Source organism: Pantoea graminicola (assembly GCF_048452665.1).
Classification (GTDB): Bacteria; Pseudomonadota; Gammaproteobacteria; order Enterobacterales; family Enterobacteriaceae; genus Pantoea.
This window is the reverse complement of sequence record NZ_JBLWSJ010000001.1, coordinates 1-21,751: the sequence shown is the minus strand read 5'-3', so window position 1 is coordinate 21,751 and position 21,751 is coordinate 1. Positions and strand designations below refer to the sequence as shown.

Sequence of the window (21,751 nt, the reverse complement as noted above, 5' to 3'; positions counted from 1 at the left end):
AACCCTGGCGCGGCAGTCAGCGCCTCAGCTGCCGCGATAGGTCGACCAGGACCAGGGCGAGATCAGAAACGGCAGGTGGAAATGGCTGCCCGCCTCGGCAATCACGAAATCGATCTGCGCGCTGACGTAGAGCGCATCCCGACCGGCGACGGCGAAATAGTCGCCGATCTCTGCAGTTAACCGGTAGTGACCCGGTGACAGCGGTTCGGGCGTCAGATCTTTCAGCCGCCCGTCGCTGTCGGTCGTCCCCTCCGCCACCGGAAACCACCCTTCGGGGCTGTTCTGCTCCAGGGAAATCGCGACGCCACAGGCGGGTTTGCCCAGCGCCGTGTCCAGAATGTGGGTGGTGATGGTACTCATCGGATTGTCTCCTTAAGGCGTAACAGGGTAATTTCACGCAGCTGATCCAGCGTCTCCTGCTGTTCATCAGCCTCGCTGTTCTGCAACCGGCGCTGTAACGCGGCCAGCATCTCTTCGCCACTGCGCCCCCTGGCGCGGATCAGAAACACCCGGCCAAAACGCGCTTCGTACCGCTGATTGCCCTGCTGCATCGCCTGCTGCAGGGCGTGACCGGCCTGCTGCATCGCGGACTGCTCGCCACGCGACAGGGCCGCCTCTTTATCCGCGCCCTCCGCGCGCTCGCCGATGCGGGGATGGGCCGTGAGCGCGGCCTGTAACTCAGGCTGCTGCCACTGCCGGGCCAGCGCATCGGCCACCGCCAGCAGCGCCTCTGTGCTGGCAAAAGGCCGGGCGGCCACCAGCGCCTGCTGCCAGTGGGGGATCGCCACGCAGTGCCGGATGGCGGCCCGGGCCTCGTCGGCGGCGAGCCGGTTAAATGTGGCTAATTCCATCTTCAGCTCCGCCCGGCAATCAGCGAGACCGCCTGCAGATAAGCCTGCAGTGCAGGTGCCACATCGTCCACCGCCACCGACTCCGCCGGATGGTGACTGATGCCGCGATGGTTACGCACAAAGAGCATGCCGACCGGCCAGCGTTCGGCGATAGCGATGGCGTCGTGTCCGGCCCCGCTCGGCAGCGAAAGCGTGCGCCCCTGCACCGTTTCCACCGCGTGACTCAGCGCCTGTTGCAGCGCGGAGTCGCAGGCAGTGGCGCCGATGCGGTAATATTCGTTCGACGCAAAACGAAGCCCGCGCCGCAGCGCAATCGCCTCCGCCTGAGTTAACAGGCTGGAGAGCAGCGTCTCCAGCGGATGATCCTGCGGGCCGCGCACATCCAGCGACAGCGACACCTCACCAGGGATGACGTTCACCGCGCCCGGCGCACAGTTCAGGGTGCCGACGGTCGCCACCAGCTGCGGATCCTGCTCCCGGGTGGTCTGCTCAATAAAGACCATCCACTCTGCGGCGGCAGCCAGCGCATCTTTGCGGTGGGTCATGGGCACCGTCCCCGCATGTCCCGCCTCCCCGGTAAAGCGGCAGTTAAGGCGGCGCGCACCGTTGATCGCCGTGACGACGCCCAGCGCCAGATCCGCCTGCTCCAGGCAGGGACCCTGCTCGATATGCAGCTCAAGATAGCCGACGATATCCTCAACCCGACGCGCGGCGGCGGCGATCTGACTGCTGTCGAGACCGACATCGGCCATCGCCTGCGCCACCGTGATGCCGTTGCCGTCAGGATGGGTGATCCAGCTCTGTGGCCAGCTGCCGGTAATGCCACGGCTGCCAAGCAGCGTGATGCCGAAACGGGTGCCCTCTTCGTCACCAAAGCCGACCACCTCAATCGCCAGCGGCAGGCGGCACTGATGTTCGTGCAGCCACTGTACGGTTTCGATGGCGCTGAGCACGCCCAGCATCCCGTCGTAACGTCCCGCGTTGCGCACGGTGTCGAGATGCGAACCCAGCAGCAGAGCAGGCGCGCCCGCGTCAGCCGCTTCGTAGCGCCCACAGATATTGCCGACCTCATCCTGCCACACCCGCATGCCTGCCGCCTGCATCCACTCACCGACGCAGGCGTTGGCGCGCAGATGCTCGGGTGAGAGGTAGACGCGGGTCAGCCCCTCTGCCGTTTCGCTGATCGCCGCCAGCGCATCGCAGCGCGCCATCACGCGCTCTGCAGCGGACCGGGCTTCGCTGGCGCTCATCATCATGCGTGACTCCCGTAGTGATCCCACGCGGCCTGGGCCCCAGCGCCCTGTGGCGTGCGATAGCCGACGTGGGTCAGCACCGTCTCCAGCGCCGACAGGGTCTGCATCACGCAATCTTTACGTGCGTTGTAGCCCATGGTGCCGATGCGCCAGACCCTGCCATGCAGCGGGCCAAACGAAGTGCCGATCTCAATGCCGAAATCCTCCAGCATCAGCTTGCGCACCTGGTCGCCATTCACGCCGGAGGGGATCATCACGCCCAGCACGTTATTCATTTTATGTTTCAGGTCGCCAAAGGTTTCCAGCCCCATTCCCTGAATGCCTTTCAGCATTGCGTCGCCATGCAGCTTGTGACGGGCAATGCCGTTGTCCAACCCTTCCTGCAGGATCAGACGGGCACACTCGCGCGCGCCAAACAGGGCGCTGGTCGCTTCCGTGTGATGGTTAAGCCGCTCCGGCCCCCAGTAATCCATGATCATGCCGAGATCGAAATAGTTGGAGTAGATCATCTCCTCGTCGCCATCCTGGTGCGCCTCCGTGCGGATCCCCTGCTCCACGCATTTGCGCTTGCGGATCACCGCTTCCATCTCTGCGCTCAGGGTGATCGGCGAGGTGCCCGAGGGGCCGCCCAGACACTTCTGCATCCCTGCCGACACCGCATCCAGCCCCCAGGCGTCCGTTTCCAGCGGGTTGCCCGCCAGCGACGCGGTGGCATCGGTGTAGAACAGCACGCCATACCGTTTGCAGATCGCTCCCAGCTGCTCCAGCGGCTGCAGCATGGTGGTCGAGGTGTCGCCCTGTACCGTGAGCAGCAGACGCGGCCGCACTTTTTTAATCGCCTCTTCCACCTGATCGGGCGTAAAGACCTCGCCCCACGGCACTTCGATAGTGTGAACCTCGGCGCGACAGCGGCGGGCGATTTCACACAGCAGATGACCGAAGCGGCCAAACACCGGCACCAGCACTCTGTCACCCGGCCGGATAGCGGAGAGCAGGATCGCCTCAATACCGGCGCGTGACGTGCCATCGATCAGCAGCGTCCAGCGGTTTTCGGTGCGGAACACGCCGCGATAAAGCGCCATCACCTCGTTCATGTAGTGGGTCATGGCGGGATCGTACTGACCCAGCAGCTGACTCGACATGGCGCGCAGAACGCGAGGATCGGCATTGATCGGGCCTGGCCCCATCAGCAGACGCTGTGGCGGATTCAGTTGCGGGAATTGGGTAATATCCATCATCGTTTCCTTTAGAGAGGCTCAGAGACGCACCGAAGAGATAAACTGCTTCAGCTCCGGCGACTGCGGCTGAGCGAACACTGTTTTGCTGTCGCCCTGTTCCCAGACGCGCCCCTGATGCATAAAGACCACACGATCGCCCACGTCGCGGGCGAAGTTCATTTCATGCGTGACGAGGATCAGCGTCATCCCCTCTGCCGCCAGCTGCTCCAGCACCTTAAGGACTTCGCCTACCAGTTCGGGATCGAGCGCGGAGGTGATCTCATCACAGAGTAAAACTTTTGGCGTCATCGCCAGCGCACGGGCGATCGCCACCCGCTGCTGCTGACCACCGGAGAGACTGCCCGGATAGTAGTTAAGCCGCTCGCCCAGCCCGACTTTTTCCAGCATCTGCGTTGCCAGCGCCCGGCATTCGGCATCACTCTTTTTCAGCACCCGGCGCGGGGCCAGCATCACGTTTTCCAGCGCCGTCATGTGCGGAAACAGGTTGAAGTTCTGAAATACCATCCCGACCGAGCGGCTGATTTCACGCGCCTGCGAGTCGCGATCGGTAATGGTCATCCCGCCGAGCTTGATGCTGCCCTCCTGGTAGCCCTCCAGCCCGTTCATGCAGCGCAGCAGCGTGCTTTTACCCGACCCGCTGCGACCGATGATTGAGATCACCTCGCCCATGTCGATATCCAGATCCACGCCTTTCAACACATGGTTGTCGCCGTAATATTTTTGCACCTGATTAATGGTGATGAGCGGCATTGAATTTTTTCTCCAGATACTGGCTGTAACGGGACAGCGGATAACACATCAGGAAGTAGCCCAGCGCCACCAGCCCGAAGACTTTAAACGGCTGATAGGTCACGTTGTTCAGAATGGTGCCCGCTTTGGTCAGCTCGATAAAACCGATAATCGACGCCAGCGCGGTGCCCTTGATCACCTGAACGGCAAACCCCACCGTGGGCGCGATGCCAATGCGGATCGCCTGCGGAGCAATCACCCGCCACAGCGTCTGACCAAAGGTCAGCCCGAGGCAGCGCGACGCTTCCCACTGCCCCTTCGGCAGGGCGCGGATACTGCCGTACCAGATATCGATCAGAAACGCGCTGGTGTAGAAGGTCAGCGCAAGCGACGCCGCGGTCCAGGGCGCGACATCGATGCCGAACAGGCCGACACCGAAAAAGGCCAGGAAGAGCTGCATCAGCAGCGGCGTGCCCTGAAACAGCGCGGTGTAGCCGCGAATGATGCGCGTCAGCCACCGGCGCTGCAGCAGGCGCATAAACAGCAGCGGCAGCGTCACCAGCGTGCCGCCGGCAAAGGCCACCAGCGACAGTAACAGGGTCCAGCGCGCCGCCAGCAGCAGGTTGCGCAGAATGTCCCAGTCGGTAAAGGTCGTCATCATGAGGGCTGCACTCCAAACCATTTACGGCCAATCGCCAGCAGCAGATGGCGCATCGCAATCGACAACGCCAGGTAGATCAGCGTGGTCACCAGATAGACCTCAAAACTTAAGAAGGTGCGCGACTGGATCAGGTTGGCGGCAAAGGTCAGCTCCTCATAGGAGACCTGCGACACCACCGACGAGCCCAGCATGACGATGATGCACTGGCTCACCAGCGCCGGATAAATGCGCTGCAGCGCCGGGGGCAGCACCACCCGCAGGAAGGTCTGGCTGCGGGTTAAACCCAGCACCCGCCCCGCTTCCCACTGTCCTTTCGGCGTCACCTGAATCCCGGCACGGATAATCTCTGTGCTGTAAGCCCCGAGGTTGATCAGCATCGCCAGCAGCGCCGCCTCACCTGCCGTAAGCTTCAGCCCCAGCGCCGGCAGACCAAACACGATAAAGAACAGCTGCACGACAAACGGCGTGTTGCGGATCAGCTCGACATAGATGCCCCAGAGGCGGCTCATCCAGCCCGGTTTGCCGCTGCGCAGCGCCGCGCCCGCAATCCCAATCGCCACGCCGCCGGTCGTCGCCAGCACCGTCAGCTGAATGGTGACCCAGAGGCCGGAGAGCAGCTCCGGCCAGTATGGCCACAGGGCGGGAAAGTTAAGTTGCCCGGTCATGAATCGCTCCTCAGGCGCCGAGGTTCGCGGGCAGCGGCGCTTTCAGCCACTCTTCAGAGAGTTTATTCAGGGTGCCATCTTTAATGCCCTGCTCAATCAGTTCGTTTACTTTCGCTTTCAGCGCAGGCTGATCTTTCTTCAGGCCGATATAGCAAGGCGAATCTTTCAGCATAAACTGCGCGACGGGCGCTTTGGCCGGATTCTGACGCGCGATCGCGGCGACCACGAGGTTGCCGGTAGCCACATACTGCACCTGACCGGAGAGATACGCGGACAGCGTAGTGTTGTTATCTTCGTAACGTTTCACCTGCGCATCTTTCGGCGCCACGTCGCTCAGCACCATATCCTCGACCGCTCCGCGCGTGACGCCGATCGACTTGCCGCTCAGGGCCGCTGCCGCCTTGATTTCGTCGCCTTTCGGCCCGAACACGCCCAGGAAGAACGGCGCATAGGCGCGGGTAAAATCGATCACTTTTTCCCGCTCGGCGTTTTTACCCATGCTGGAGATCACCAGATCGACCTTGTCGGTCTGCAGGTAAGGCACGCGGTTGGCACTGCTGACCGGCACCAGCTGCAACTTAAGTTTCATCTGCTTTGCCAGGTATTTCGCCATATCGATGTCATACCCCTGCGGCTGCAGATCGGTACCCACCGAACCAAACGGCGGGAAATCCTGCGGCACGGCAACGCGGATGACGCCGCGCTTCTGAATATCCTGCAGTTGATCGGCCAGCGCGCTTCCCGTCTGCGCCATCAGTAACGCCGCTGCGGCAACCGCCATCAGAACTTTTTTCATTATGCACCCCGGTGAGATTAACGTGAAACAAAAGATTCTTTGAACTGGAATCTGCAACTAATGTGCCAACCCGGCTGGCAGGAAAAAAAAGGATAAACGCGGCGGTTCGGGGTGAAAAGCGGGCGTAACCGGGGCAGTTACGCCGTAGCGGGGATGTACTGAAATGGGGCAAAGCACCAGAATGGTGCCTGTTAACGGTGCTCCAGCTCGTCAAACTGCTGATAAAGATCCGCGATCTGATGAATGCGCTGGCGTCCCTGAGCCAGGGTTTCATGCAGCAGCGCATTCGCCAGCAGATTCACCAGGCTCATGGCGCCGCTGTAGCTGTCGAAGGCCGAGACGCTGTCCAGCGGCGTACAGAGCTGCCAGCGCGCCAGCGCCATCACCGTCTGCGCCTGCGGCTCACACAGCACCAGCACCGGCACCGCGGCGGCCTGCAGCTGCTGCATCAGTGGCCGGATGATGCGGGGACGCCGCCGGAAGGCCATCACCACCACCATATCCTCCGGGGAGATATCCACCAGCTCCTCAGCCAGCGTCTGGCCCGGCTGCGGCAGGATATGCACCTGGGAACGCGCCTGCACCAGCTGCTGACGCAGGTGCAGCGCCACCGGATAGGCGTTGCGCATGCCGATGATAAAGACGCGCTTCGCCTGCGCCATCTGCCCGACCACCTCACTGAACTGCCGGGCATCCAGGCTGTTGACCCACTGCGTCAGGTTGGCCATCTCCTGCTTGTAGTGGCGCGCCAGCAGCGTGTTGCCCTGCACGGCATCGCGGTTATCGGTCAGCGGCATGCCGCTCTGACGCAGGATGCGCAGCTCATCACGCATATCCTTATATTTTTCATAGCCCAGACGCTTAAACAGCCGACTGACCGTGGCTTTCGACACGCCGCTGAGCCGCGCCAGCTCGGCGCTGTTGTAGCTGATCAGATCGTCGAAGTGGTCAAAAACGAAGTCGGCAATACGCTGCTCCTGCGGCGAAAGCTGGGGATAGTGACTTCTGAGTCGTTCATCAAGCTGTTTCATAACCCGTCCTGTAACTTTTGTTTCAGCAGAAGCTAGCACAATTTACGCCAGGTTAACCGCCGCAATCTCTGTCCGGTATGAAAACTGGAACAGCTCTTGCTTCATCAGAGATTCTGTTACCCGAAGAACGAGTGAACGATGATTCAGAGCAATATGGCCCCGCAGGGGATGGCGGTGACCCCGCACCATCTGGCGAGTGAGAGTGCGCTGGCGGTGCTGCGTGATGGCGGCAACGCCATTGAGGCGATGGTGGCAGCGGCGGCGACCATCGCCGTGGTCTATCCGCATATGAATGGACTGGGCGGCGACGGCTTCTGGCTGATTCTGCCGCCCAACGGGGAGCCGGTGGCTATCGACGCCAGTGGCGCAGCCGGTGCGCTGGCCCACTGCGATTTCTACGCGGATCACCCGACGATCCCCCATCGCGGGCCGAAGGCGGCGCTGACCGTGGCCGGTACGGTCAGTGGCTGGCAGGAGGCGCTGGCGATCTCTGAAGAGATGGGCAGCCCGATGCTGCCGCTGGCGCGCCTGCTGCGGGATGCCATCCGCTACGCCGCCGACGGTATTCCGGTCACGGCGTCGCAGACCGCCGCGACCACCACGTTTCGCCATGAGTTACAGCATCAGCCCGGCTTCAGCGCCACTTTTATGCCCGACGGCAACGTACCGCAGCCAGGCAGTCGTTTCACCCAGCCCGCCCTGGCGCAGACGCTGAGTCTGCTGAGCGAACAGGGGCTCGACAGCTTCTATCGCGGCGCGCTGGCGCACCATATGGCCGATGAGATGGCTACGCTGGGTATGCCCGTTACGCTGGCGGACCTTCAGCAGCATCGTGCCCGCCGCACAACGCCGCTGCATCTCAGTCACAGCGAAGGCGACATCTGGAATATCACCCCGCCCACTCAGGGCATGGTGTCGCTGGCGATCCTCGGCATCACCGATCGTCTGGAGATGGCCGGCGCGGATGACGCGCAGACGGTGCACCGCATCGTGGAGGCCACCAAAAAAGCCTTTGCACTGCGCGATCAGCACATCACCGATCCGCGTCACGTCAAAGAAGATTTACAGGCGCTGCTGGACAGCGACCACCTTGCCACGCTGGCCAGCCAGATTGCGGATGGCGAAGCCGCCGACTGGGGCCGTGGACGCGGCCCGGGCGACACCGTCTGGATGGGCGTCATGGACAGCAGCGGTCTGGCGGTGTCGTTTATTCAGAGCATCTATCACGAATTTGGCAGCGGTGTCGTGCTGCCCGGCACCGGGATCACCTGGCAGAACCGTGGCGCCGCGTTCAGCCTCGATCCGGATCATCTGCTGGCGCTGGCGCCCGGTAAGCAGCCATTTCATACCCTCAACCCCGCCGCGGCACGCCTGAAAGATGGCCGTACGCTGGTCTACGGCGCGATGGGCGGCGACGGGCAGCCGCAGACCCAGGCGGCGATCTTTACCCGCCATGTGATTCAGGGGCTGCCGCTTCAGCAGGCGGTAAGTGCGCCGCGCTGGCTGCTGGGCCGCACCTGGGGACAGTCATCCGACTCGCTGAAACTGGAAGGCCGCTTTGATGCCGAAACGGTTTCGCGGCTGCGTCAGTGGGGGCACGAGGTGGAACTGCTGCCGGACTTCAGCGAATCCGTGGGCCATGCGGGAGCCATCGTGCGCCACAGCAACGGCATGTTCGAAGGCGCCAGCGATCCGCGCAGCAACGGCAGCGCCGCCGGTTTTTAACAGGAGTGAATCATGAATCAACACGACTGGGCCAGCTATATCGGCCATATGGAGCAGATCCTGCAGCTGGAACTGGATGAGGCCCGGCGCGCCGAGCTGCTGATCCAGCTTTCGCGCATTGCAGAGATGGCGGCGCCGCTGATGGCGTTTCCGCTGGATGACCGGCTGGACGTGGCAGGAGTCTATCAGGCATGAACTTAAGTGACGTTTCGATTCAGACCCTGCAGCGGGCGATCCAGCAGGGTGAGATCACTGCGCATGAGGTGGCGCAGCACACGCTGCAGGCGATTGAGCAGCACAATCCGGCGCTGAACGCCTGGACGGCGGTGACCGGGCCGCGCATGCTGCAGGAAGCCCGCGCCGTGGATGCACAGCGGCAGCGTGGTGAGCCCCTGCCGCCGCTGGCGGGCATCCCCTATGCCGTGAAAAACCTGTTTGACGTGGCGGGGCACAGCACGCTGGCCGGGGCCAGCCTGTTCCGCGATCGTCCGGCCGCGCAGACCGATGCCTTTGCTGTCGATAAGCTGCGGCACGCGGGCGCACTGCTGTCGGGCATGCTGAACATGGATGCCTACGCCTACGGCTTTACCACCGAGAACAGCCACTATGGTGCGACGCGCAATCCCCGCGATCTCAGCCGCGTGGCGGGCGGCTCGTCCGGTGGCTCCGCGGCCGCCGTGGCCGCCGGGCTGGTGCATTTTTCGCTGGGCACCGACACCAACGGCTCGATTCGGGTGCCCGCGTCGCTGTGCGGCATTTTTGGCCTTAAGCCCACCTTTGGCCGCCTCTCGCGCAGCGGCAGCCATCCGTTTGTCGCCAGCCTGGACCATATCGGCCCTCTGGCCCGCCGGGTGGATGACCTCGCGCTGGTCTATGACCAGTTGCAGGGTGCCGATCCCGCTGATGCGTTTCAGGCGAATCATCCGCAGGCCGCCACGCTGCCTTCGCTGGCTCAGGGCAGCGAAGGCTTACGCTGCGGCGTGCTCGGCGGCTTTTTTGCCCGCTGGTGCGATGAGGATGCCCGCGTCGCCGTCGCGGCGGGTGCGGCCGCGCTGGATGCGCATGAAGAGGTGCTGATGCCGGAGGCGGAACTGGCACGCTCGGCGGCGTTTATCATGACCGCCGCAGAGGGCGGCAATCACTATCTGCCCGCCCTGCGCCAGGTGCCTGAGCAGTTTGAACCGAACTCACGCGAGCGTCTGCTGGCCGGTGCGATGATGCCGGGAGCCTGGTATGTGCAGGCGCAGCGTTTCCGTCGCCATTTCCGGCAGCAGGTGTTACCGCTGTTCAACCATTTCGATGTGCTGATCGCCCCGGCGACGCCCTGCAGCGCGATCGCGATCGGTCAGCAGACGCTGTCGATCCAGGGCGAGTCGCTGCCGGCTAAAGCGAGTATGGGCATGCTGACGCAGCCGATCTCCTTCCTGGGTCTGCCGGTCTGTACCGTGCCGCTGGCGACCCGGAGTGGCCTGCCGATTGGCTTACAGCTTATCGGCCGGCCTTTTGATGAAGAGGCGGTGTTACGTGCTGCCTGGACACTGGAACAACGCGGTATCACCCTGCCGCAAATCACGATGGCTGGAGCCTGATGAACAGAGAGATTAATTTACCGCAGGTGGTGAACGAGGTGACGGCGCAGTTTTATCGCTACGAGCAGGCGCTGGTCAGTAATGATGTCGCTGAACTGGATGCGCTGTTCTGGCATGACGCGCGCACCGTGCGACTGGGGGCGGGTGAAAACCTGTATGGCATTGATGAGATCCGCGCGTTCCGCGCCGCGCGCCCCTCAGCCGGGCTGAACCGGACGCTGCGAAATACCGTCATCACCACCTTTGGCGAGGATTATGCGGTCTGCAGCACCGAATTTACCCGCGACGGCAGCGAGAAAACGGGCCGCCAGCAGCAGACCTGGGTGCGGATGCCGCACGGCTGGTGCATCGTGGCGGCGCAGGTCAGCCTGATGAGTTGAGCCTTCTGACGCCTGACCCCGAAAAGGGCCAGGCGTCATCGCCGCGTCAGGGCGCCGGGTGTGTCGCGATCCAGTGGTCGGCGATCTGCTGGCGGGTACAAATCCAGACATCGTCGTGCTGCTGGATGTGATCGAGAAACTTCTGCAGCGCGCGGAATTTGCCCGGTCGCCCCAGCAGGCGGCAGTGCATGCCTATCGACATCATCTTCGGCGCGGTTTTGCCCTCTTCATAGAGCACATCGAAACTGTCACGCAGATAGGTGAAGAACTGGTCGGCCGTGTTGAAGCCCTGCGGCGTGGCAAAGCGCATGTCGTTGCACTCCAGGGTGTAGGGGATGATCAGGTGTGGTTTCACCGTGCCATCCTGACAGGTTACCTGCGTCCAGAAAGGCAGATCGTCGCCGTAGTAGTCGCTGTCATAGCTGAAGCCCCCCTGCTCCACCACCAGACGACGGGTATTCGGGCTGTCGCGACCGGTGTACCAGCCGGTGGGCGCTTTGCCAAAGAGATCCACCAGCACATCGACCGCCTGCTGCATATGCTGACGTTCGGTTTTTGCATCCATGCCCTGATAGTGGATCCAGCGCCAGCCGTGGCTGACCACATCGTAATCGGCCTGCTTAATCGCCTCTACGATCTCCGGATGACGCGCCAGCGCCATCGCGACGCCAAACACCGTCAGCGGCAGGCCACGCGTCTGAAACTCGTTGTGGATGCGCCAGAATCCGGCGCGGGATCCATACTCATACAGCGACTCCATCGACATGTGCCGATCGCTATAGCTGGCGGCGCCGATGATGTCGGAGAGGAACTGCTCTGAACCGGCGTCGCCGTGCAACACGCTGTTTTCAGCGCCCTCTTCGTAGTTCAGGACAAACTGCACCGCCACGCGGGCGTTGCCTGGCCAGGCGGCGTGCGGTGGATGAGCACCATAACCGATTAAATCGCGCGGATAGTTTTTGTTAAAACTGTACTCTTTCTTCTCTGCAGCGTCAGTCATCACTCGCTTCCTGTCTTAAGTCTGAACGTTCCGTTAGTTTAGATGCTCAAAGGCACCTGAGAGAGGTTTCTGCAAAGGCCAGGCCAGATCGCCCTGTTTGCTGGTGCCAAAGCCCAGCGCCACCAGTGACTCCACCATTTTCACCGCCGCACTGACGCCATCGATCACCGGCATATCAAGTTCCCGGGTCAGCGAAGCCGCCAGCGTCGCCATGCCGCCGCAGCCCAGCACGATCGCGCCGCTGCCATCTTCACGTTTCGCCTGTATACAACGCTGCCGCACTTTCTCCTGAGCCAGACCGCTGCCATCCTCCAGCGCCAGCACCGGCAAATCGATCGCATGCAGTGCAGCACAGTGATGGGTAAAGCCATACTGCTGCAGCAGATGGCGCGCAATGATCAGGGTGCGCGGCAGCGTGGTGACGACAGAGAACCGGGTCGCCAGCAGCGTGGCGGTGTGCATCGCCGCTTCCGCAATGCCAATCACCGGGCCGCTGGCCAGCTCGCGTGCCGCCAGCAATCCCGGATCGCCGAAGCAGGCGATGACGTGGCCACTGACGCCCTGCGCCCTGCCCAGCTTAACCTGCTCCAGCACGCCGATGGCGGCGATCGCCTCGTCGAAATGTCCTTCGATGGAGGGGACGCCCTGCGAGGGTGAAACGGCCAGAATCTCCGTACCCGGCGCGGCGACGGCCCGTGCGGCCTGACCGATGGTTTCGGTCATCGCCAGGCTGGTGTTGGGGTTGATGACCTGAATGATGCTCATGAGGCCGCTCCGAAGTCTGCGGCAAACAGCCGGGAAAAATTGGGAAGGGTTTCGCCGCTGCGCTCAAAATGCAGGCTGGAAACGATGTGGTCAAAATGGTGCTGCAGCGCCTCTGTCAGCGGCTCGAGCGCACGCGCACGCAGCCGTTGCAGCAGCGTGGCGTGGTCGTCGCAGCGACAGCCCCGCTGCCAGGGCGCGCCATACGCGGCAATCACCAGCGATGAACGCTGCGTCAGGCTGGTGACCATGCCGGTCAGCACCTGATTGCCGGAGATCGCCTGCAATTGAATATGAAACGCCGCCGAAAGCCGGATGGCGGCCGGGCCATCATGACTGGCGTGCGCCTGATTCTCCTGCGCGATGAGCTGCTCCAGCGCCACCAGATGCGGTGGCTGAAGATGCGCCAGCACGGCGGGCAGATTGCCGCACTCGATTAAGCTGCGGGTGGTGAAGATCTCCCGCGCCTCATCGACACCCGGCGTGGAAACCTGCGCACCACGTTTGGGCGTCAGAGTCACCATCTGCACCGCCGCGAGGCGTTGCAGCACTTTGCGGATACCGGTGCGGCTGACGCCAAAGACGCCGGAAAGGGCCTCTTCAGGCAGCTTGCTGCCCGGCGGCAGCTGGTGCTCAACAATGGCGTTCATCAGCGCCTGGTAAATCCTTTCATCTTTATCCTGTAGTCTGGCCGCGTCATGCTGGCCTGTTTTATTGGTCATCACCTGCTCCGGTCGCCTTCTGTCTGTCGCCTATCGTATACGCGAAAAGAAAATATTGTATACAGGAAAAGCAATCTGGCCTGAATCCTGCAATACCCCTTTACCAGATTATTCATTTCACTCTCGGGTAGAGGAGCAGGTTTTATGCCAGAACATTCCACGGTGGCCAGCACGGCCTCTGAAACCAGTGCCCGTTACAGCCCACGGCTCTGTAACGAGGACCTGGCCCCCACGCGCGATCAGAACTGGTCGTGGTACAACATTTTCTCCTTCTGGATGTCGGACGTGCACAGCATGGGCGGCTATGTGGTGGCCGCCAGCTTCTTTACGCTGGGGCTCGCCAGCTGGCAGGTGCTGCTCTGCCTGCTGGCCGGGATCTGCATTGTGCAGATCTGTGCCAATCTGGTGGCGAAACCGAGCCAGATGGCGGGCGTGCCCTATGCGGTGATCTGTCGTCAGGCATTTGGCGTGTTTGGCGCCAACATCCCGGCGGTGATCCGTGGATTGATTGCGTTTGCCTGGTATGGCATCCAGACCTATCTGGCGGCGAATGCGCTGATGCTGGTGCTGCTGAAGTTCGCGCCGTCGCTGAACGCAATGACGGAGCCGCACTGGCTGGGACTGTCGCTGCTGGGCTGGTGCTGTTTCGGGGTGATGTGGTTACTGCAGGCGATGGTGTTCTGGCACGGCATGAACGCCATTAAACGGTTTATCGACGTGGCCGGACCGGCGGTCTATGTGGTGATGGTGGCGCTGGCGGGCTGGATTGTATACCAGACCGGTTTTGATGGGATCTCCTTTACCCTCGCCAGCAAATCGCTTTCACCAGGCGAACAGACGTGGCAGATGATCACGGCGACGGCGCTGGTCGTCTCCTACTTCTCCGGGCCGCTGCTGAACTTCGGTGACTTCTCCCGCTACGGCAAAAACATGTCAGAGATCCGGCGCGGCAATCGCTGGGGCCTGCCGTTTAACTTCCTGCTCTTCTCGGTCGTCACGGTCGTCATCGTCTCCGGTACGCAGTCACTGTTTGGCAGGATGATTACCGATCCCATCGAGACGGTCAGCATGGTTGGCAACGATCTGGCCGTGGCGATTGGCTTACTGACCATGATTACCGCCACCATCGGCATCAATATCGTGGCGAACTTTGTCTCGCCCGCGTTTGACTTCTCCAACTGTTCACCACAGAAAATCAGCTTCCGCACCGGCGGCATGATCGCCGCAGTAGGCTCGGTGCTGCTGACGCCGTGGAACCTCTTCCAGTCACCTGAGCTGATCCACTACACCCTCGACGTGCTGGGATCCTTTATCGGGCCGCTGTTCGGGATTTTGCTGACCGATTTCTATCTGATTAAACGTGGACGTATCTCGGTCGACGATCTGTTTAACGATACGCCGTCAGGCCGCTACTGGTATCGCGGGGGCTTCAATCCCAAAGCGATCGCCGCGCTGCTGCCGTCGGTGGCGATCTGCCTGGTGATCAGCTTTATTCCTTCCCTGCATGAGGTAGCAAACTTCAGCTGGTTTATCGGTGCCGGACTGGCGGCAGGCTGTTATCGCTTTATCGCCCGTGAAGAGCGCGAGGCGGGAGATGACGCGCGCTGGCATCATGAAGGCATAACGCCGAAGAAACAGGCCGCCGTGGAATAGCAGACAGCAAAAAGCCGATTCATTTCTGAATCGGCTTTTTTAAAAGATTGGCGGAACGGACGGGGCTCGAACCCGCGACCCCCTGCGTGACAGGCAGGTATTCTAACCAACTGAACTACCGCTCCGCGCTTTGTTCCCCGTCGAGAACGAGGCGCATAGTAATCGGAGGCTGGTACGGCGTCAACGCTTTTTCCTGGCGAATAAATCGTTTGCTGTTTTTTTCAACTTGTCGCTGTTTTTATCCGCAAAATCACAGGGTTCAGCCACGCCACAGGCAGCTGCCGCCCTTTTTCATCACCAGATCCAGACGGGACTCATGGGCAACCACCTCTTCCTCGCTGGCCGTCACGACCCGCAGTGCAGAGGCGGGACGCACGATGCGCTGGATGCTTTCACCCTGCGCCTGACGGGCGCTTTCACTTTCTGACAGGAAGGAGAGCGATGTCTGCCCGCCGGTCATGGTCAGGAAGACTTCCGCCAGAATCTCGGCATCGAGCAGTGCGCCGTGCAGGGTACGTTTGCTGTTATCTATCTCGTAGCGTGAGCAGAGTGCATCGAGGCTGTTACGCTTGCCGGGGAACATGCGACGCGCCAGGGCCAGGCTGTCAGTGATCTTACAAAAGTCTTCGGTTTTCTCAATGCCGCGGTTCAGCTTTGCAAACTCATAGTCCATAAAGCCGATATCAAACGGGGCGTTGTGGATCACCAATTCCGCCCCCCGGATATAGTCCAGGAACTCATCCGCAATCTCGCTGAAGGCGGGCTTGTCGGCCAGGAACTCATCTGCAATGCCGTGAACGCCAAAGGCTTCAGGATCCACCAGCCGATCGGGCTTGAGGTACATATGGAAATTGTTACCGGTCAGGCGACGGTTGATCACCTCCACCGCACCAATTTCGATGATGCGGTGCCCCTCATAATGTGCCCCGATCATGTTCATGCCGGTGGTTTCAGTATCGAGAACGATCTGGCGGTTATTTGCAGTGCTCATAAGACCCGTTTTATGTCAGACTTGGCGTTTTTGTCAGAAGGAAGTCTACCAGAGATGCGCAAACAGGTAGAAATATTCACCGATGGATCCTGCCTGGGTAATCCCGGCCCCGGCGGTTATGGGGCGATTTTACGCTACGGCCAGCATGAAAAAACCTTCAGTGCGGGCTATCGTCTCACGACTAATAACCGGATGGAGCTGATGGCGGCCATCGTCTCGCTGGAGGCGCTCACCCAGCCGTGCGACGTGGTACTCAGTACCGACAGTCAGTATGTGCGTCAGGGGATCACCAGCTGGATCCATAACTGGAAAAAGCGCGGCTGGAAAACGGCCGACAAAAAACCGGTGAAGAATGTCGATCTCTGGCAGCGTCTCGACGCCGCGCTCAGTACGCACAAGATTCAGTGGGAGTGGGTCAAAGGCCACGCCGGTCATCCGGAGAATGAGCGCTGCGACGTCCTGGCCCGCAGCGCGGCGGAGCATCCCGCCTTTGAGGATATCGGCTATAAAACCGAATCCTGATCGTCCGCCTGCCGGAACTGGCGGGTGGCGTTGACCGTCTGACGGATTTTGCTGGTGCTGAGGCTCTTCTTTGTCCGGGTCGGCAGCAGCGGGAAAGTACGTTTACGTGCCACCACAATGTTCAGACAGCCCAGCGCCGGTAAGTGGGTGCTGATCACTTTCCCACCCTGCCGATGCCAGGGCAGTACCTGAAACCGGGTGCGGTAAACTACCTCATAGTTCAGCAGTCCCAGCCAGTCGAGTAACCGCATCTGGCTGAACATTCGCCCGCTCCAGGGCGCTTTGCGCGTTAATCCCGGCACCATTTTACTTACGCCAAGCAGGCTGAAGGGATTAAACCCGCTGATGATCATCCAGCCATCGTCAATCAGCACCCGGTCAACTTCGCGTAATACCCGGTGCGGGTCCTGGCTCCAGGCCAGGGTATGAGCCATCAGGCAGGCGTCGATCGACTTCGATTCGAACGGCAGCTGCATCGGGTCGGCGAGCACCTGAAGCAGTTCACCTTCACGGCCTGCATTGACCTGATGTGAAATAGCGCAATTTTCCGTATTGATTTCTGCGCTGAGGTTGCCAAGCTTAAGCATATGAAAGCCATAGAGCTTTCCGAGGTAAGGCTGAAGCTGCTGCGTCAGCGCATCGCGGAAATAATCTCCCCACGGCATATCGCGCCACGACAGCGGTGCGTTCAGAACCTGGCGTGATTTAGCGGGCTTCATGCTTTACGCTCTTCCTTTTCCTGCGACCTGCGAGAGGTGATGATGAATCTTAACAGTATTCCTGCGTTGCAGGACAACTACATCTGGACACTGACTGATGATGAAGGTAAGTGCCTGATTACAGACCCTGGCGAAGCGCAGCCGGTGTTAGAAAAACTGGCCTCCAATGGCTGGCAGCCGGTGGCGATCCTGCTGACTCACCACCACAACGACCATACGGGTGGTGTCAAAACGCTGCGTGAGCATTTCCCCCAGCTGGAGGTCTACGGTCCCCCGGAGACGGCAGAGAAAGGCACGACGAGGGTGGTCAGCGAAGGCGATAAAGTTAACGTCATGGGCCTGACGTTCGACGTCATCCATACTCCCGGACACACTTTAGGACATATCTCATATTACAGTGCACCTTATCTTTTCTGTGGCGACACGCTCTTTTCCGGCGGCTGTGGGCGCCTTTTTGAAGGTACTGCAGAGCAGATGTATGATTCATTTCAAAAGCTTAATCAGCTTCCCGGTGAGACATTAGTCTGCTGCGCGCATGAATATACTTTATCTAACCTGAAGTTTGCTGCGGCTATTCTGCCCCATGACCCGCAGATAATGGCCGAATATCAGAAAATTAAGGACTTACGCGCTGAAAATGGCATCACTCTGCCAACAAAACTGGCGCACGAACGGTCAATAAATTTATTTCTCCGCACGCAAGATGTTGATTTACTAAGGGCATTAAACGTTAACGTTACTGATGAACCCGTATGGAAGACATTTGCTGTTCTACGCGAGAAGAAAGACGCTTTTTGATTTTTCGGGTTGTGTTGTGAAAAGCCGTCACGTATAGTTGCTCGTCTTTTAAGCGAACTATTGACACACACATGAAGGCTAAAGCGATCTTACTCGCCTCAGTCTTGCTGGTGGGATGTCAGGCGTCCAGGAACGATGCCAATATCCCCGAACAGCATGCACAGAGTCTGTCTTCAGCTGGTCAAGGTGAAAATGGAAAGTACGGAGACAAGTTTTTGTCGCCGCGATGGCAGGAAGATGGAACTGGCCTCGCAGCAGACGCAGATCTCTGGAGTTTCATTAGTGACGAGTTGAAGATGGGGATTCCGGAAAACCCGGCAATCCGCGAACAAAAAAGTAAATTTTTAAAAAATAAGAGCTATCTCCACGATGTAACATTACGGGCAGAGCCGTACATGTACTGGATAGTCGAGCAGATACAGAAACGTAAAATGCCGATGGAACTGGTACTGCTACCCATAGTGGAGAGCGCTTTTGACCCTCGGGCAACCTCATCTGCCAATGCCGCTGGCATCTGGCAAATCGTTGCTGCAACGGGTCGGAACTATGGTCTCAAACAGAATCAGTATTACGATGGGCGACGTGATGTGGTGGCATCCACAAAAGTTGCGCTGGATATGATGCAGCGTCTCAACACCATGTTTGACGGTGACTGGTTATTAACCATCGCAGCGTACAACAGTGGTGAGGGACGGGTACTCAAAGCGATTAAGCAGAATAAGGCGCGCGGTAAGCCGACTGACTTCTGGCATCTGTCGCTGCCACGCGAAACGACTGTGTATGTACCCAAAATGTTAGCGCTGAGTGAACTGCTGAAAAACAACAAGCGTTACGGTATCAAACTGCCGACACCTAACGAAAGCCGTGCGCTGGCACGCGTGGAAGTGGGTCAGCAGATACAGTTGACGCAGGCTGCCGAAATGGCAGGTATGTCGCTCACGAAACTCAAGAGCTTCAATACCGGCTACAAAGGCGGTGCCACCGCGCCAAACGGCCCGCACTATATTATGGTGCCGAAGTCGAATGTCGCGAAACTGCGCAACTCACTGGCATCCGGTGATATCGCAGCGGTACAGCCGACCCAGCTGGCGAAGGCCAGTGCAGGCGGCGGTTACAAGGTGCGACGGGGTGATACGCTTTCGGGCATCGCCTCAAAACTGGGCGTGAGTGTCTCGACACTGAAGCAGGATAACAACCTGCGCGGTGCTGATATCCGACCGGGTCAGACGCTGACCATCGGTTCGAACGGCACCCGACTGGCTGATAACGGCAACAGCATCACCTACCGTGTTCGTAAGGGTGATTCTCTTGACAGTATTGCCCGTCATCACGGCGTCAATATCAAAGACGTGATGCGCTGGAACAGTGTGCTCGACAGTGCGAAAGATATTCAACCCGGCGATAACTTAACGCTGTTTGTGAATAATAACGCAACACCCGATACCTGATACGTTGAAAAGGCTGACAAATGTCAGCCTTTTTTGTTTTTATCCCTCCGCCAGCCCCCCTCCCTTCTCTGGCAGACAGACGGCCAGTGCCGCGCTAGCGTCCTGAACTGAACTCCACCAGTAAGGGATTATGGTCGGATGCGCGCGTCACCAGTACAGAAGCCTCACTGACGCTGAGATCGCGATAGAAGACGAAGTCCAGCGGGCGGCCAAAGGCTTTACGCCGATGGTCAGCCGTAAACATCACCTCTTCCAGCTTCATTCGCTGGGCAAAACGGTAGAGGGCGTTGATGCGCTGACGGCTCCAGGCGTTGAAATCCCCGGCCATAATCACTGGCCCCTGATGATGCATAATCTGTTCGCCGATCGGCCCCAGCTGTTTGCTGTAGACGTCAACGCCCAGACTGAAGTTGACCGCGTGGATGTTAACCACCATCAGCATTTCACCGGCTGGCAGAGGGTAGGCTGTGACCAGGGCCGACTTAGCGAGCCTCAGCAGCGGCTCACGCTCGCGTAACGGACAGCAGTAGACCGGATGGGCTGAGGCCAGCGTCATCACCCCAGAGGGATGCTGAGGCAGCACAAAGGCGGGTACCTGATCGGCAGCCAGATAATTGGTGGTCGCAAACTGCACCAGTTCAGGTGTGGTCTGTGCTTCCTGCAGTAACACCAGGTGAGCGTCCTTACCAAACCCTTCCAGAACCGACATCCAGTCTGCACGCTGCTGCTTGAAAATATTCCATACCAGAACCTTGAGAGTGGGATGCGCAGGCAATGGCGCGCCGGGAGGCAGTGCCTGACCGAGATGAAGCATCGCGCCAGGTGGAAAGATCTGTTCCACTGGTTGTCCTGCTACATATCGCATTGCATAAGTTTTTTTGCGCACTTTCCCGCCTGGCTGAGGATTCAGATTACAGTTAACACCTGTCTGTTATAGGGATTTTAGACCGGGGTTTCAATGGATGCAGGTGAATGTCAGAATTCATCACCCTTTTCCAGCATAAAACCGTCTCGTGAGGTTTGCTAAGCAAATCGGGCAGATCGGGGGCAAGTGCTACGGACGCCTATACTGGTTACGATCTTATTGTCGGTCATAAACGGACGTGCAGGCCACGTCACTACAGGGAGGAAGGATGAAGGCATCTTCTGACGAACTACAGGTGTTTGTCAGCGTAGTCGAAAGCGGGAGTTTCAGCCGTGCTGCGGAGCAACTGCAGATGGCCAACTCAGCCGTCAGCAGGACCATCAAAAAGCTGGAAAACAAGCTGGGTATCGCCCTGCTGACCCGCACGACACGCCAGCTGGCGCTGACGCAGGAGGGCGAGCGCTACTTCCGGCACGTTCAGCGTTTTTTGCAGGAGATGGCGACGGCAGAGAACGACTTAATCGAAAGTCTGCAGGAGCCAAAAGGATTGCTGCGGGTGGATGCCGCGACACCGGTCATTCTTCATCTGCTGATGCCGATGATTAAACCCTTCCGGCTACGCTATCCCGGGGTCACCCTTTCGCTGATCTCCTCAGAGAGTTTTATCAATCTGATCGAGCGAAAAGTGGATGTCGCGATCCGCGCGGGTAATCTGACCGACTCTACCCTGCGGGCCCGGCTGCTGTTTAACAGTTTTCGCAGGATCGTGGCTTCGCCCGCCTACCTGCGTGAGCATGGGACACCACAACAGGTCGCGGATCTGGACAATCATCACTGTCTGGCCTTCGATGACTCACCGCGCCTTAATCGCTGGCCGGTCAGCCGCGCGGATGGCGAACTCTACGATATAAACTGGGCTGTCTCTTCAAACAGTGGAGAGACGATCAAGCAGCTCTGCCTGACCGGCAATGGTCTCGCCTGTCTGTCGGACTATATGATCGATCGTGAGCTCGCAGCGGGAGAACTGGTGGAAGTACTCGCCGATCAGCGTCTGCCGGTCGAGATGCCGTTCAATGCGGTCTACTACAGTGATACCGGCGTAAGCCAGCGTGTGCGTGCCTTTATCGACTTTCTCAGTGAGTGGACAGCAGAGCAGACGTGGCGCAGCTGAGATCGATGATCTTCGCAGTGTCTGCTGGCAGAGAGTGCTGGAGTGATGAGAGGATCGCGCGGGCTTTGTGCCTCTGGGTGGCTGACTACGTGATTTCCGGCAGGATCAATCAGCGGGTCTGTCTGGCAGAATGCGATCCAATGGAAAAAGCCCTGACCGTTAAGTCAGGGCTTTCCAATTAA

24 protein-coding genes and 1 tRNA gene are annotated in these 21,751 nt (G+C 59.7%); 9 read left to right on the top strand and 16 right to left on the bottom strand.

Annotated features, from left to right (window positions below):
* Positions 1-24 precede the first annotated feature (24 nt).
* From uraH to hpxU, 9 genes are all read right to left on the bottom strand, one after another.
* Positions 25-360 (bottom strand): hydroxyisourate hydrolase, encoded by a 336-nt coding sequence (gene uraH, locus ACNY69_RS00125; RefSeq protein WP_111140138.1) that lies wholly within the window; start codon positions 358-360, stop codon positions 25-27.
* Positions 357-851, bottom strand: coding sequence for a 2-oxo-4-hydroxy-4-carboxy-5-ureidoimidazoline decarboxylase (gene uraD / locus ACNY69_RS00120; protein ID WP_111140137.1), 495 nt, complete (start codon positions 849-851; stop codon positions 357-359). The genes uraH and uraD overlap by 4 nt, the downstream gene beginning before the upstream one ends.
* Before the next feature lie 2 nt (positions 852-853).
* Positions 854-2,107, bottom strand: coding sequence for an allantoate amidohydrolase (gene hpxK, locus ACNY69_RS00115; RefSeq protein WP_418797102.1), 1,254 nt, complete (start codon positions 2,105-2,107; stop codon positions 854-856).
* Positions 2,104-3,339, bottom strand: a complete 1,236-nt coding sequence (locus tag ACNY69_RS00110; RefSeq protein WP_111140135.1) for a pyridoxal-phosphate-dependent aminotransferase family protein — start codon at positions 3,337-3,339, stop codon at positions 2,104-2,106. Before ACNY69_RS00110 ends, hpxK begins: the two co-directional genes overlap by 4 nt.
* Before the next feature lie 21 nt (positions 3,340-3,360).
* A complete protein-coding gene (locus ACNY69_RS00105) occupies positions 3,361-4,092 on the bottom strand; it encodes an amino acid ABC transporter ATP-binding protein (protein WP_111140134.1) in 732 nt (243 codons plus the stop codon).
* Positions 4,073-4,729, bottom strand: coding sequence for an amino acid ABC transporter permease (locus tag ACNY69_RS00100; RefSeq protein WP_367396322.1), 657 nt, complete (start codon positions 4,727-4,729; stop codon positions 4,073-4,075). Before ACNY69_RS00100 ends, ACNY69_RS00105 begins: the two co-directional genes overlap by 20 nt.
* Positions 4,729-5,397: an amino acid ABC transporter permease gene (locus ACNY69_RS00095; RefSeq protein WP_128086599.1), complete on the bottom strand. Its 669-nt coding sequence runs from the start codon at positions 5,395-5,397 to the stop codon at positions 4,729-4,731. Before ACNY69_RS00095 ends, ACNY69_RS00100 begins: the two co-directional genes overlap by 1 nt.
* A 10-nt stretch (positions 5,398-5,407) precedes the next feature.
* Positions 5,408-6,193 (bottom strand): transporter substrate-binding domain-containing protein, encoded by a 786-nt coding sequence (locus ACNY69_RS00090; RefSeq protein ID WP_367396106.1) that lies wholly within the window; start codon positions 6,191-6,193, stop codon positions 5,408-5,410.
* A gap of 191 nt (positions 6,194-6,384) precedes the next feature.
* Entirely contained in the window at positions 6,385-7,224 is an 840-nt protein-coding gene (gene hpxU / locus ACNY69_RS00085; RefSeq protein ID WP_418797101.1) for a MurR/RpiR family transcriptional regulator HpxU, read from the bottom strand.
* Between the two features lie 138 nt (positions 7,225-7,362).
* Between hpxU and ACNY69_RS00080 the strand changes: the two genes are divergently transcribed.
* The 4 genes from ACNY69_RS00080 to hpxZ are packed head-to-tail and all read left to right on the top strand — an operon-like array spanning position 7,363 to position 10,918.
* Entirely contained in the window at positions 7,363-8,949 is a 1,587-nt protein-coding gene (locus tag ACNY69_RS00080) for a gamma-glutamyltransferase family protein (protein ID WP_111140129.1), read from the top strand.
* Positions 8,950-8,961: 12 nt separating this feature from the next.
* A complete protein-coding gene (gene hpxX, locus ACNY69_RS00075; RefSeq protein WP_111140128.1) occupies positions 8,962-9,144 on the top strand; it encodes an oxalurate catabolism protein HpxX in 183 nt (60 codons plus the stop codon).
* Complete coding sequence (locus ACNY69_RS00070) at positions 9,141-10,538, top strand: AtzE family amidohydrolase (RefSeq protein ID WP_418797100.1); 1,398 nt, start codon at positions 9,141-9,143, stop codon at positions 10,536-10,538. Before hpxX ends, ACNY69_RS00070 begins: the two co-directional genes overlap by 4 nt.
* Positions 10,538-10,918, top strand: a complete 381-nt coding sequence (hpxZ, locus tag ACNY69_RS00065; RefSeq protein ID WP_111140126.1) for an oxalurate catabolism protein HpxZ — start codon at positions 10,538-10,540, stop codon at positions 10,916-10,918. The genes ACNY69_RS00070 and hpxZ overlap by 1 nt, the downstream gene beginning before the upstream one ends.
* A 46-nt stretch (positions 10,919-10,964) precedes the next feature.
* On the opposite strand, the gene puuE is transcribed toward hpxZ, so the two are convergent.
* From puuE to ACNY69_RS00050, 3 genes are read right to left on the bottom strand one after another with little or no spacing between them, the layout of a single operon-like run.
* Entirely contained in the window at positions 10,965-11,918 is a 954-nt protein-coding gene (puuE, locus tag ACNY69_RS00060) for an allantoinase PuuE (protein WP_111140125.1), read from the bottom strand.
* A gap of 33 nt (positions 11,919-11,951) precedes the next feature.
* Complete coding sequence (gene hpxA, locus ACNY69_RS00055) at positions 11,952-12,683, bottom strand: allantoin racemase (RefSeq protein ID WP_293770988.1); 732 nt, start codon at positions 12,681-12,683, stop codon at positions 11,952-11,954.
* Positions 12,680-13,402, bottom strand: coding sequence for a GntR family transcriptional regulator (locus ACNY69_RS00050; RefSeq protein WP_418797099.1), 723 nt, complete (start codon positions 13,400-13,402; stop codon positions 12,680-12,682). The genes hpxA and ACNY69_RS00050 overlap by 4 nt, the downstream gene beginning before the upstream one ends.
* Positions 13,403-13,546: 144 nt before the next feature.
* Here ACNY69_RS00050 and ACNY69_RS00045 point away from each other — a divergent pair, with 144 nt between their 5' ends.
* Entirely contained in the window at positions 13,547-15,055 is a 1,509-nt protein-coding gene (locus ACNY69_RS00045) for an NCS1 family nucleobase:cation symporter-1 (protein WP_418797098.1), read from the top strand.
* A gap of 48 nt (positions 15,056-15,103) precedes the next feature.
* On the opposite strand, the gene ACNY69_RS00040 is transcribed toward ACNY69_RS00045, so the two are convergent.
* Both ACNY69_RS00040 and dnaQ read right to left on the bottom strand, forming a co-directional pair.
* Positions 15,104-15,180, bottom strand: a tRNA-Asp gene (locus ACNY69_RS00040).
* A 134-nt stretch (positions 15,181-15,314) separates the two neighbouring features.
* Positions 15,315-16,046: a DNA polymerase III subunit epsilon gene (gene dnaQ / locus ACNY69_RS00035; RefSeq protein WP_293770993.1), complete on the bottom strand. Its 732-nt coding sequence runs from the start codon at positions 16,044-16,046 to the stop codon at positions 15,315-15,317.
* Positions 16,047-16,100: 54 nt separating this feature from the next.
* Here dnaQ and rnhA point away from each other — a divergent pair, with 54 nt between their 5' ends.
* The gene (gene rnhA, locus ACNY69_RS00030; RefSeq protein WP_111140120.1) at positions 16,101-16,568 is read left to right on the top strand and encodes a ribonuclease HI; all 468 of its coding nucleotides are present in this window, start codon (positions 16,101-16,103) and stop codon (positions 16,566-16,568) included.
* Here the strand turns inward: rnhA and ACNY69_RS00025 are convergent.
* A complete protein-coding gene (locus ACNY69_RS00025; RefSeq protein WP_111140119.1) occupies positions 16,550-17,287 on the bottom strand; it encodes a class I SAM-dependent methyltransferase in 738 nt (245 codons plus the stop codon). The two genes, rnhA and ACNY69_RS00025, sit on opposite strands and share 19 nt — an antisense overlap.
* Before the next feature lie 42 nt (positions 17,288-17,329).
* Here ACNY69_RS00025 and gloB point away from each other — a divergent pair, with 42 nt between their 5' ends.
* Both gloB and mltD read left to right on the top strand, forming a co-directional pair.
* Positions 17,330-18,085, top strand: a complete 756-nt coding sequence (gloB, locus tag ACNY69_RS00020) for a hydroxyacylglutathione hydrolase (protein WP_418797354.1) — start codon at positions 17,330-17,332, stop codon at positions 18,083-18,085.
* Between the two features lie 71 nt (positions 18,086-18,156).
* On the top strand, positions 18,157-19,533 hold the full coding sequence (gene mltD, locus ACNY69_RS00015) for a murein transglycosylase D (RefSeq protein WP_111140118.1): 1,377 nt from the start codon (positions 18,157-18,159) through the stop codon (positions 19,531-19,533).
* A 94-nt stretch (positions 19,534-19,627) separates the two neighbouring features.
* Here the strand turns inward: mltD and ACNY69_RS00010 are convergent, their stop codons facing one another.
* Positions 19,628-20,419 (bottom strand): endonuclease/exonuclease/phosphatase family protein, encoded by a 792-nt coding sequence (locus ACNY69_RS00010; RefSeq protein ID WP_111140117.1) that lies wholly within the window; start codon positions 20,417-20,419, stop codon positions 19,628-19,630.
* A gap of 247 nt (positions 20,420-20,666) precedes the next feature.
* On the opposite strand from ACNY69_RS00010, the gene yafC reads away from it, so the two are divergent.
* The gene (yafC, locus tag ACNY69_RS00005; RefSeq protein ID WP_111140116.1) at positions 20,667-21,569 is read left to right on the top strand and encodes a DNA-binding transcriptional regulator YafC; all 903 of its coding nucleotides are present in this window, start codon (positions 20,667-20,669) and stop codon (positions 21,567-21,569) included.
* Positions 21,570-21,751: the final 182 nt, after the last annotated feature.

Excerpts from the sequence above, each read along its gene's own strand:
- uraH (WP_111140138.1), bottom strand. The coding sequence starts at position 360 with ATGAGTACCATCACCACCCACATTCTGGACACGGCGCTGGGCAAACCC.
- uraD (WP_111140137.1), bottom strand. The coding sequence starts at position 851 with ATGGAATTAGCCACATTTAACCGGCTCGCCGCCGACGAGGCCCGGGCC.
- hpxK (WP_418797102.1), bottom strand. The coding sequence starts at position 2,107 with ATGATGATGAGCGCCAGCGAAGCCCGGTCCGCTGCAGAGCGCGTGATG.
- ACNY69_RS00110 (WP_111140135.1), bottom strand. The coding sequence starts at position 3,339 with ATGGATATTACCCAATTCCCGCAACTGAATCCGCCACAGCGTCTGCTG.
- ACNY69_RS00105 (WP_111140134.1), bottom strand. The coding sequence starts at position 4,092 with ATGCCGCTCATCACCATTAATCAGGTGCAAAAATATTACGGCGACAAC.
- ACNY69_RS00100 (WP_367396322.1), bottom strand. The coding sequence starts at position 4,729 with ATGACGACCTTTACCGACTGGGACATTCTGCGCAACCTGCTGCTGGCG.
- ACNY69_RS00095 (WP_128086599.1), bottom strand. The coding sequence starts at position 5,397 with ATGACCGGGCAACTTAACTTTCCCGCCCTGTGGCCATACTGGCCGGAG.
- ACNY69_RS00090 (WP_367396106.1), bottom strand. The coding sequence starts at position 6,193 with ATGAAAAAAGTTCTGATGGCGGTTGCCGCAGCGGCGTTACTGATGGCG.
- hpxU (WP_418797101.1), bottom strand. The coding sequence starts at position 7,224 with ATGAAACAGCTTGATGAACGACTCAGAAGTCACTATCCCCAGCTTTCG.
- ACNY69_RS00080 (WP_111140129.1), top strand. The coding sequence starts at position 7,363 with ATGATTCAGAGCAATATGGCCCCGCAGGGGATGGCGGTGACCCCGCAC.
- hpxX (WP_111140128.1), top strand. The coding sequence starts at position 8,962 with ATGAATCAACACGACTGGGCCAGCTATATCGGCCATATGGAGCAGATC.
- ACNY69_RS00070 (WP_418797100.1), top strand. The coding sequence starts at position 9,141 with ATGAACTTAAGTGACGTTTCGATTCAGACCCTGCAGCGGGCGATCCAG.
- hpxZ (WP_111140126.1), top strand. The coding sequence starts at position 10,538 with ATGAACAGAGAGATTAATTTACCGCAGGTGGTGAACGAGGTGACGGCG.
- puuE (WP_111140125.1), bottom strand. The coding sequence starts at position 11,918 with ATGACTGACGCTGCAGAGAAGAAAGAGTACAGTTTTAACAAAAACTAT.
- hpxA (WP_293770988.1), bottom strand. The coding sequence starts at position 12,683 with ATGAGCATCATTCAGGTCATCAACCCCAACACCAGCCTGGCGATGACC.
- ACNY69_RS00050 (WP_418797099.1), bottom strand. The coding sequence starts at position 13,402 with ATGACCAATAAAACAGGCCAGCATGACGCGGCCAGACTACAGGATAAA.
- ACNY69_RS00045 (WP_418797098.1), top strand. The coding sequence starts at position 13,547 with ATGCCAGAACATTCCACGGTGGCCAGCACGGCCTCTGAAACCAGTGCC.
- dnaQ (WP_293770993.1), bottom strand. The coding sequence starts at position 16,046 with ATGAGCACTGCAAATAACCGCCAGATCGTTCTCGATACTGAAACCACC.
- rnhA (WP_111140120.1), top strand. The coding sequence starts at position 16,101 with ATGCGCAAACAGGTAGAAATATTCACCGATGGATCCTGCCTGGGTAAT.
- ACNY69_RS00025 (WP_111140119.1), bottom strand. The coding sequence starts at position 17,287 with ATGAAGCCCGCTAAATCACGCCAGGTTCTGAACGCACCGCTGTCGTGG.
- gloB (WP_418797354.1), top strand. The coding sequence starts at position 17,330 with ATGAATCTTAACAGTATTCCTGCGTTGCAGGACAACTACATCTGGACA.
- mltD (WP_111140118.1), top strand. The coding sequence starts at position 18,157 with ATGAAGGCTAAAGCGATCTTACTCGCCTCAGTCTTGCTGGTGGGATGT.
- yafC (WP_111140116.1), top strand. The coding sequence starts at position 20,667 with ATGAAGGCATCTTCTGACGAACTACAGGTGTTTGTCAGCGTAGTCGAA.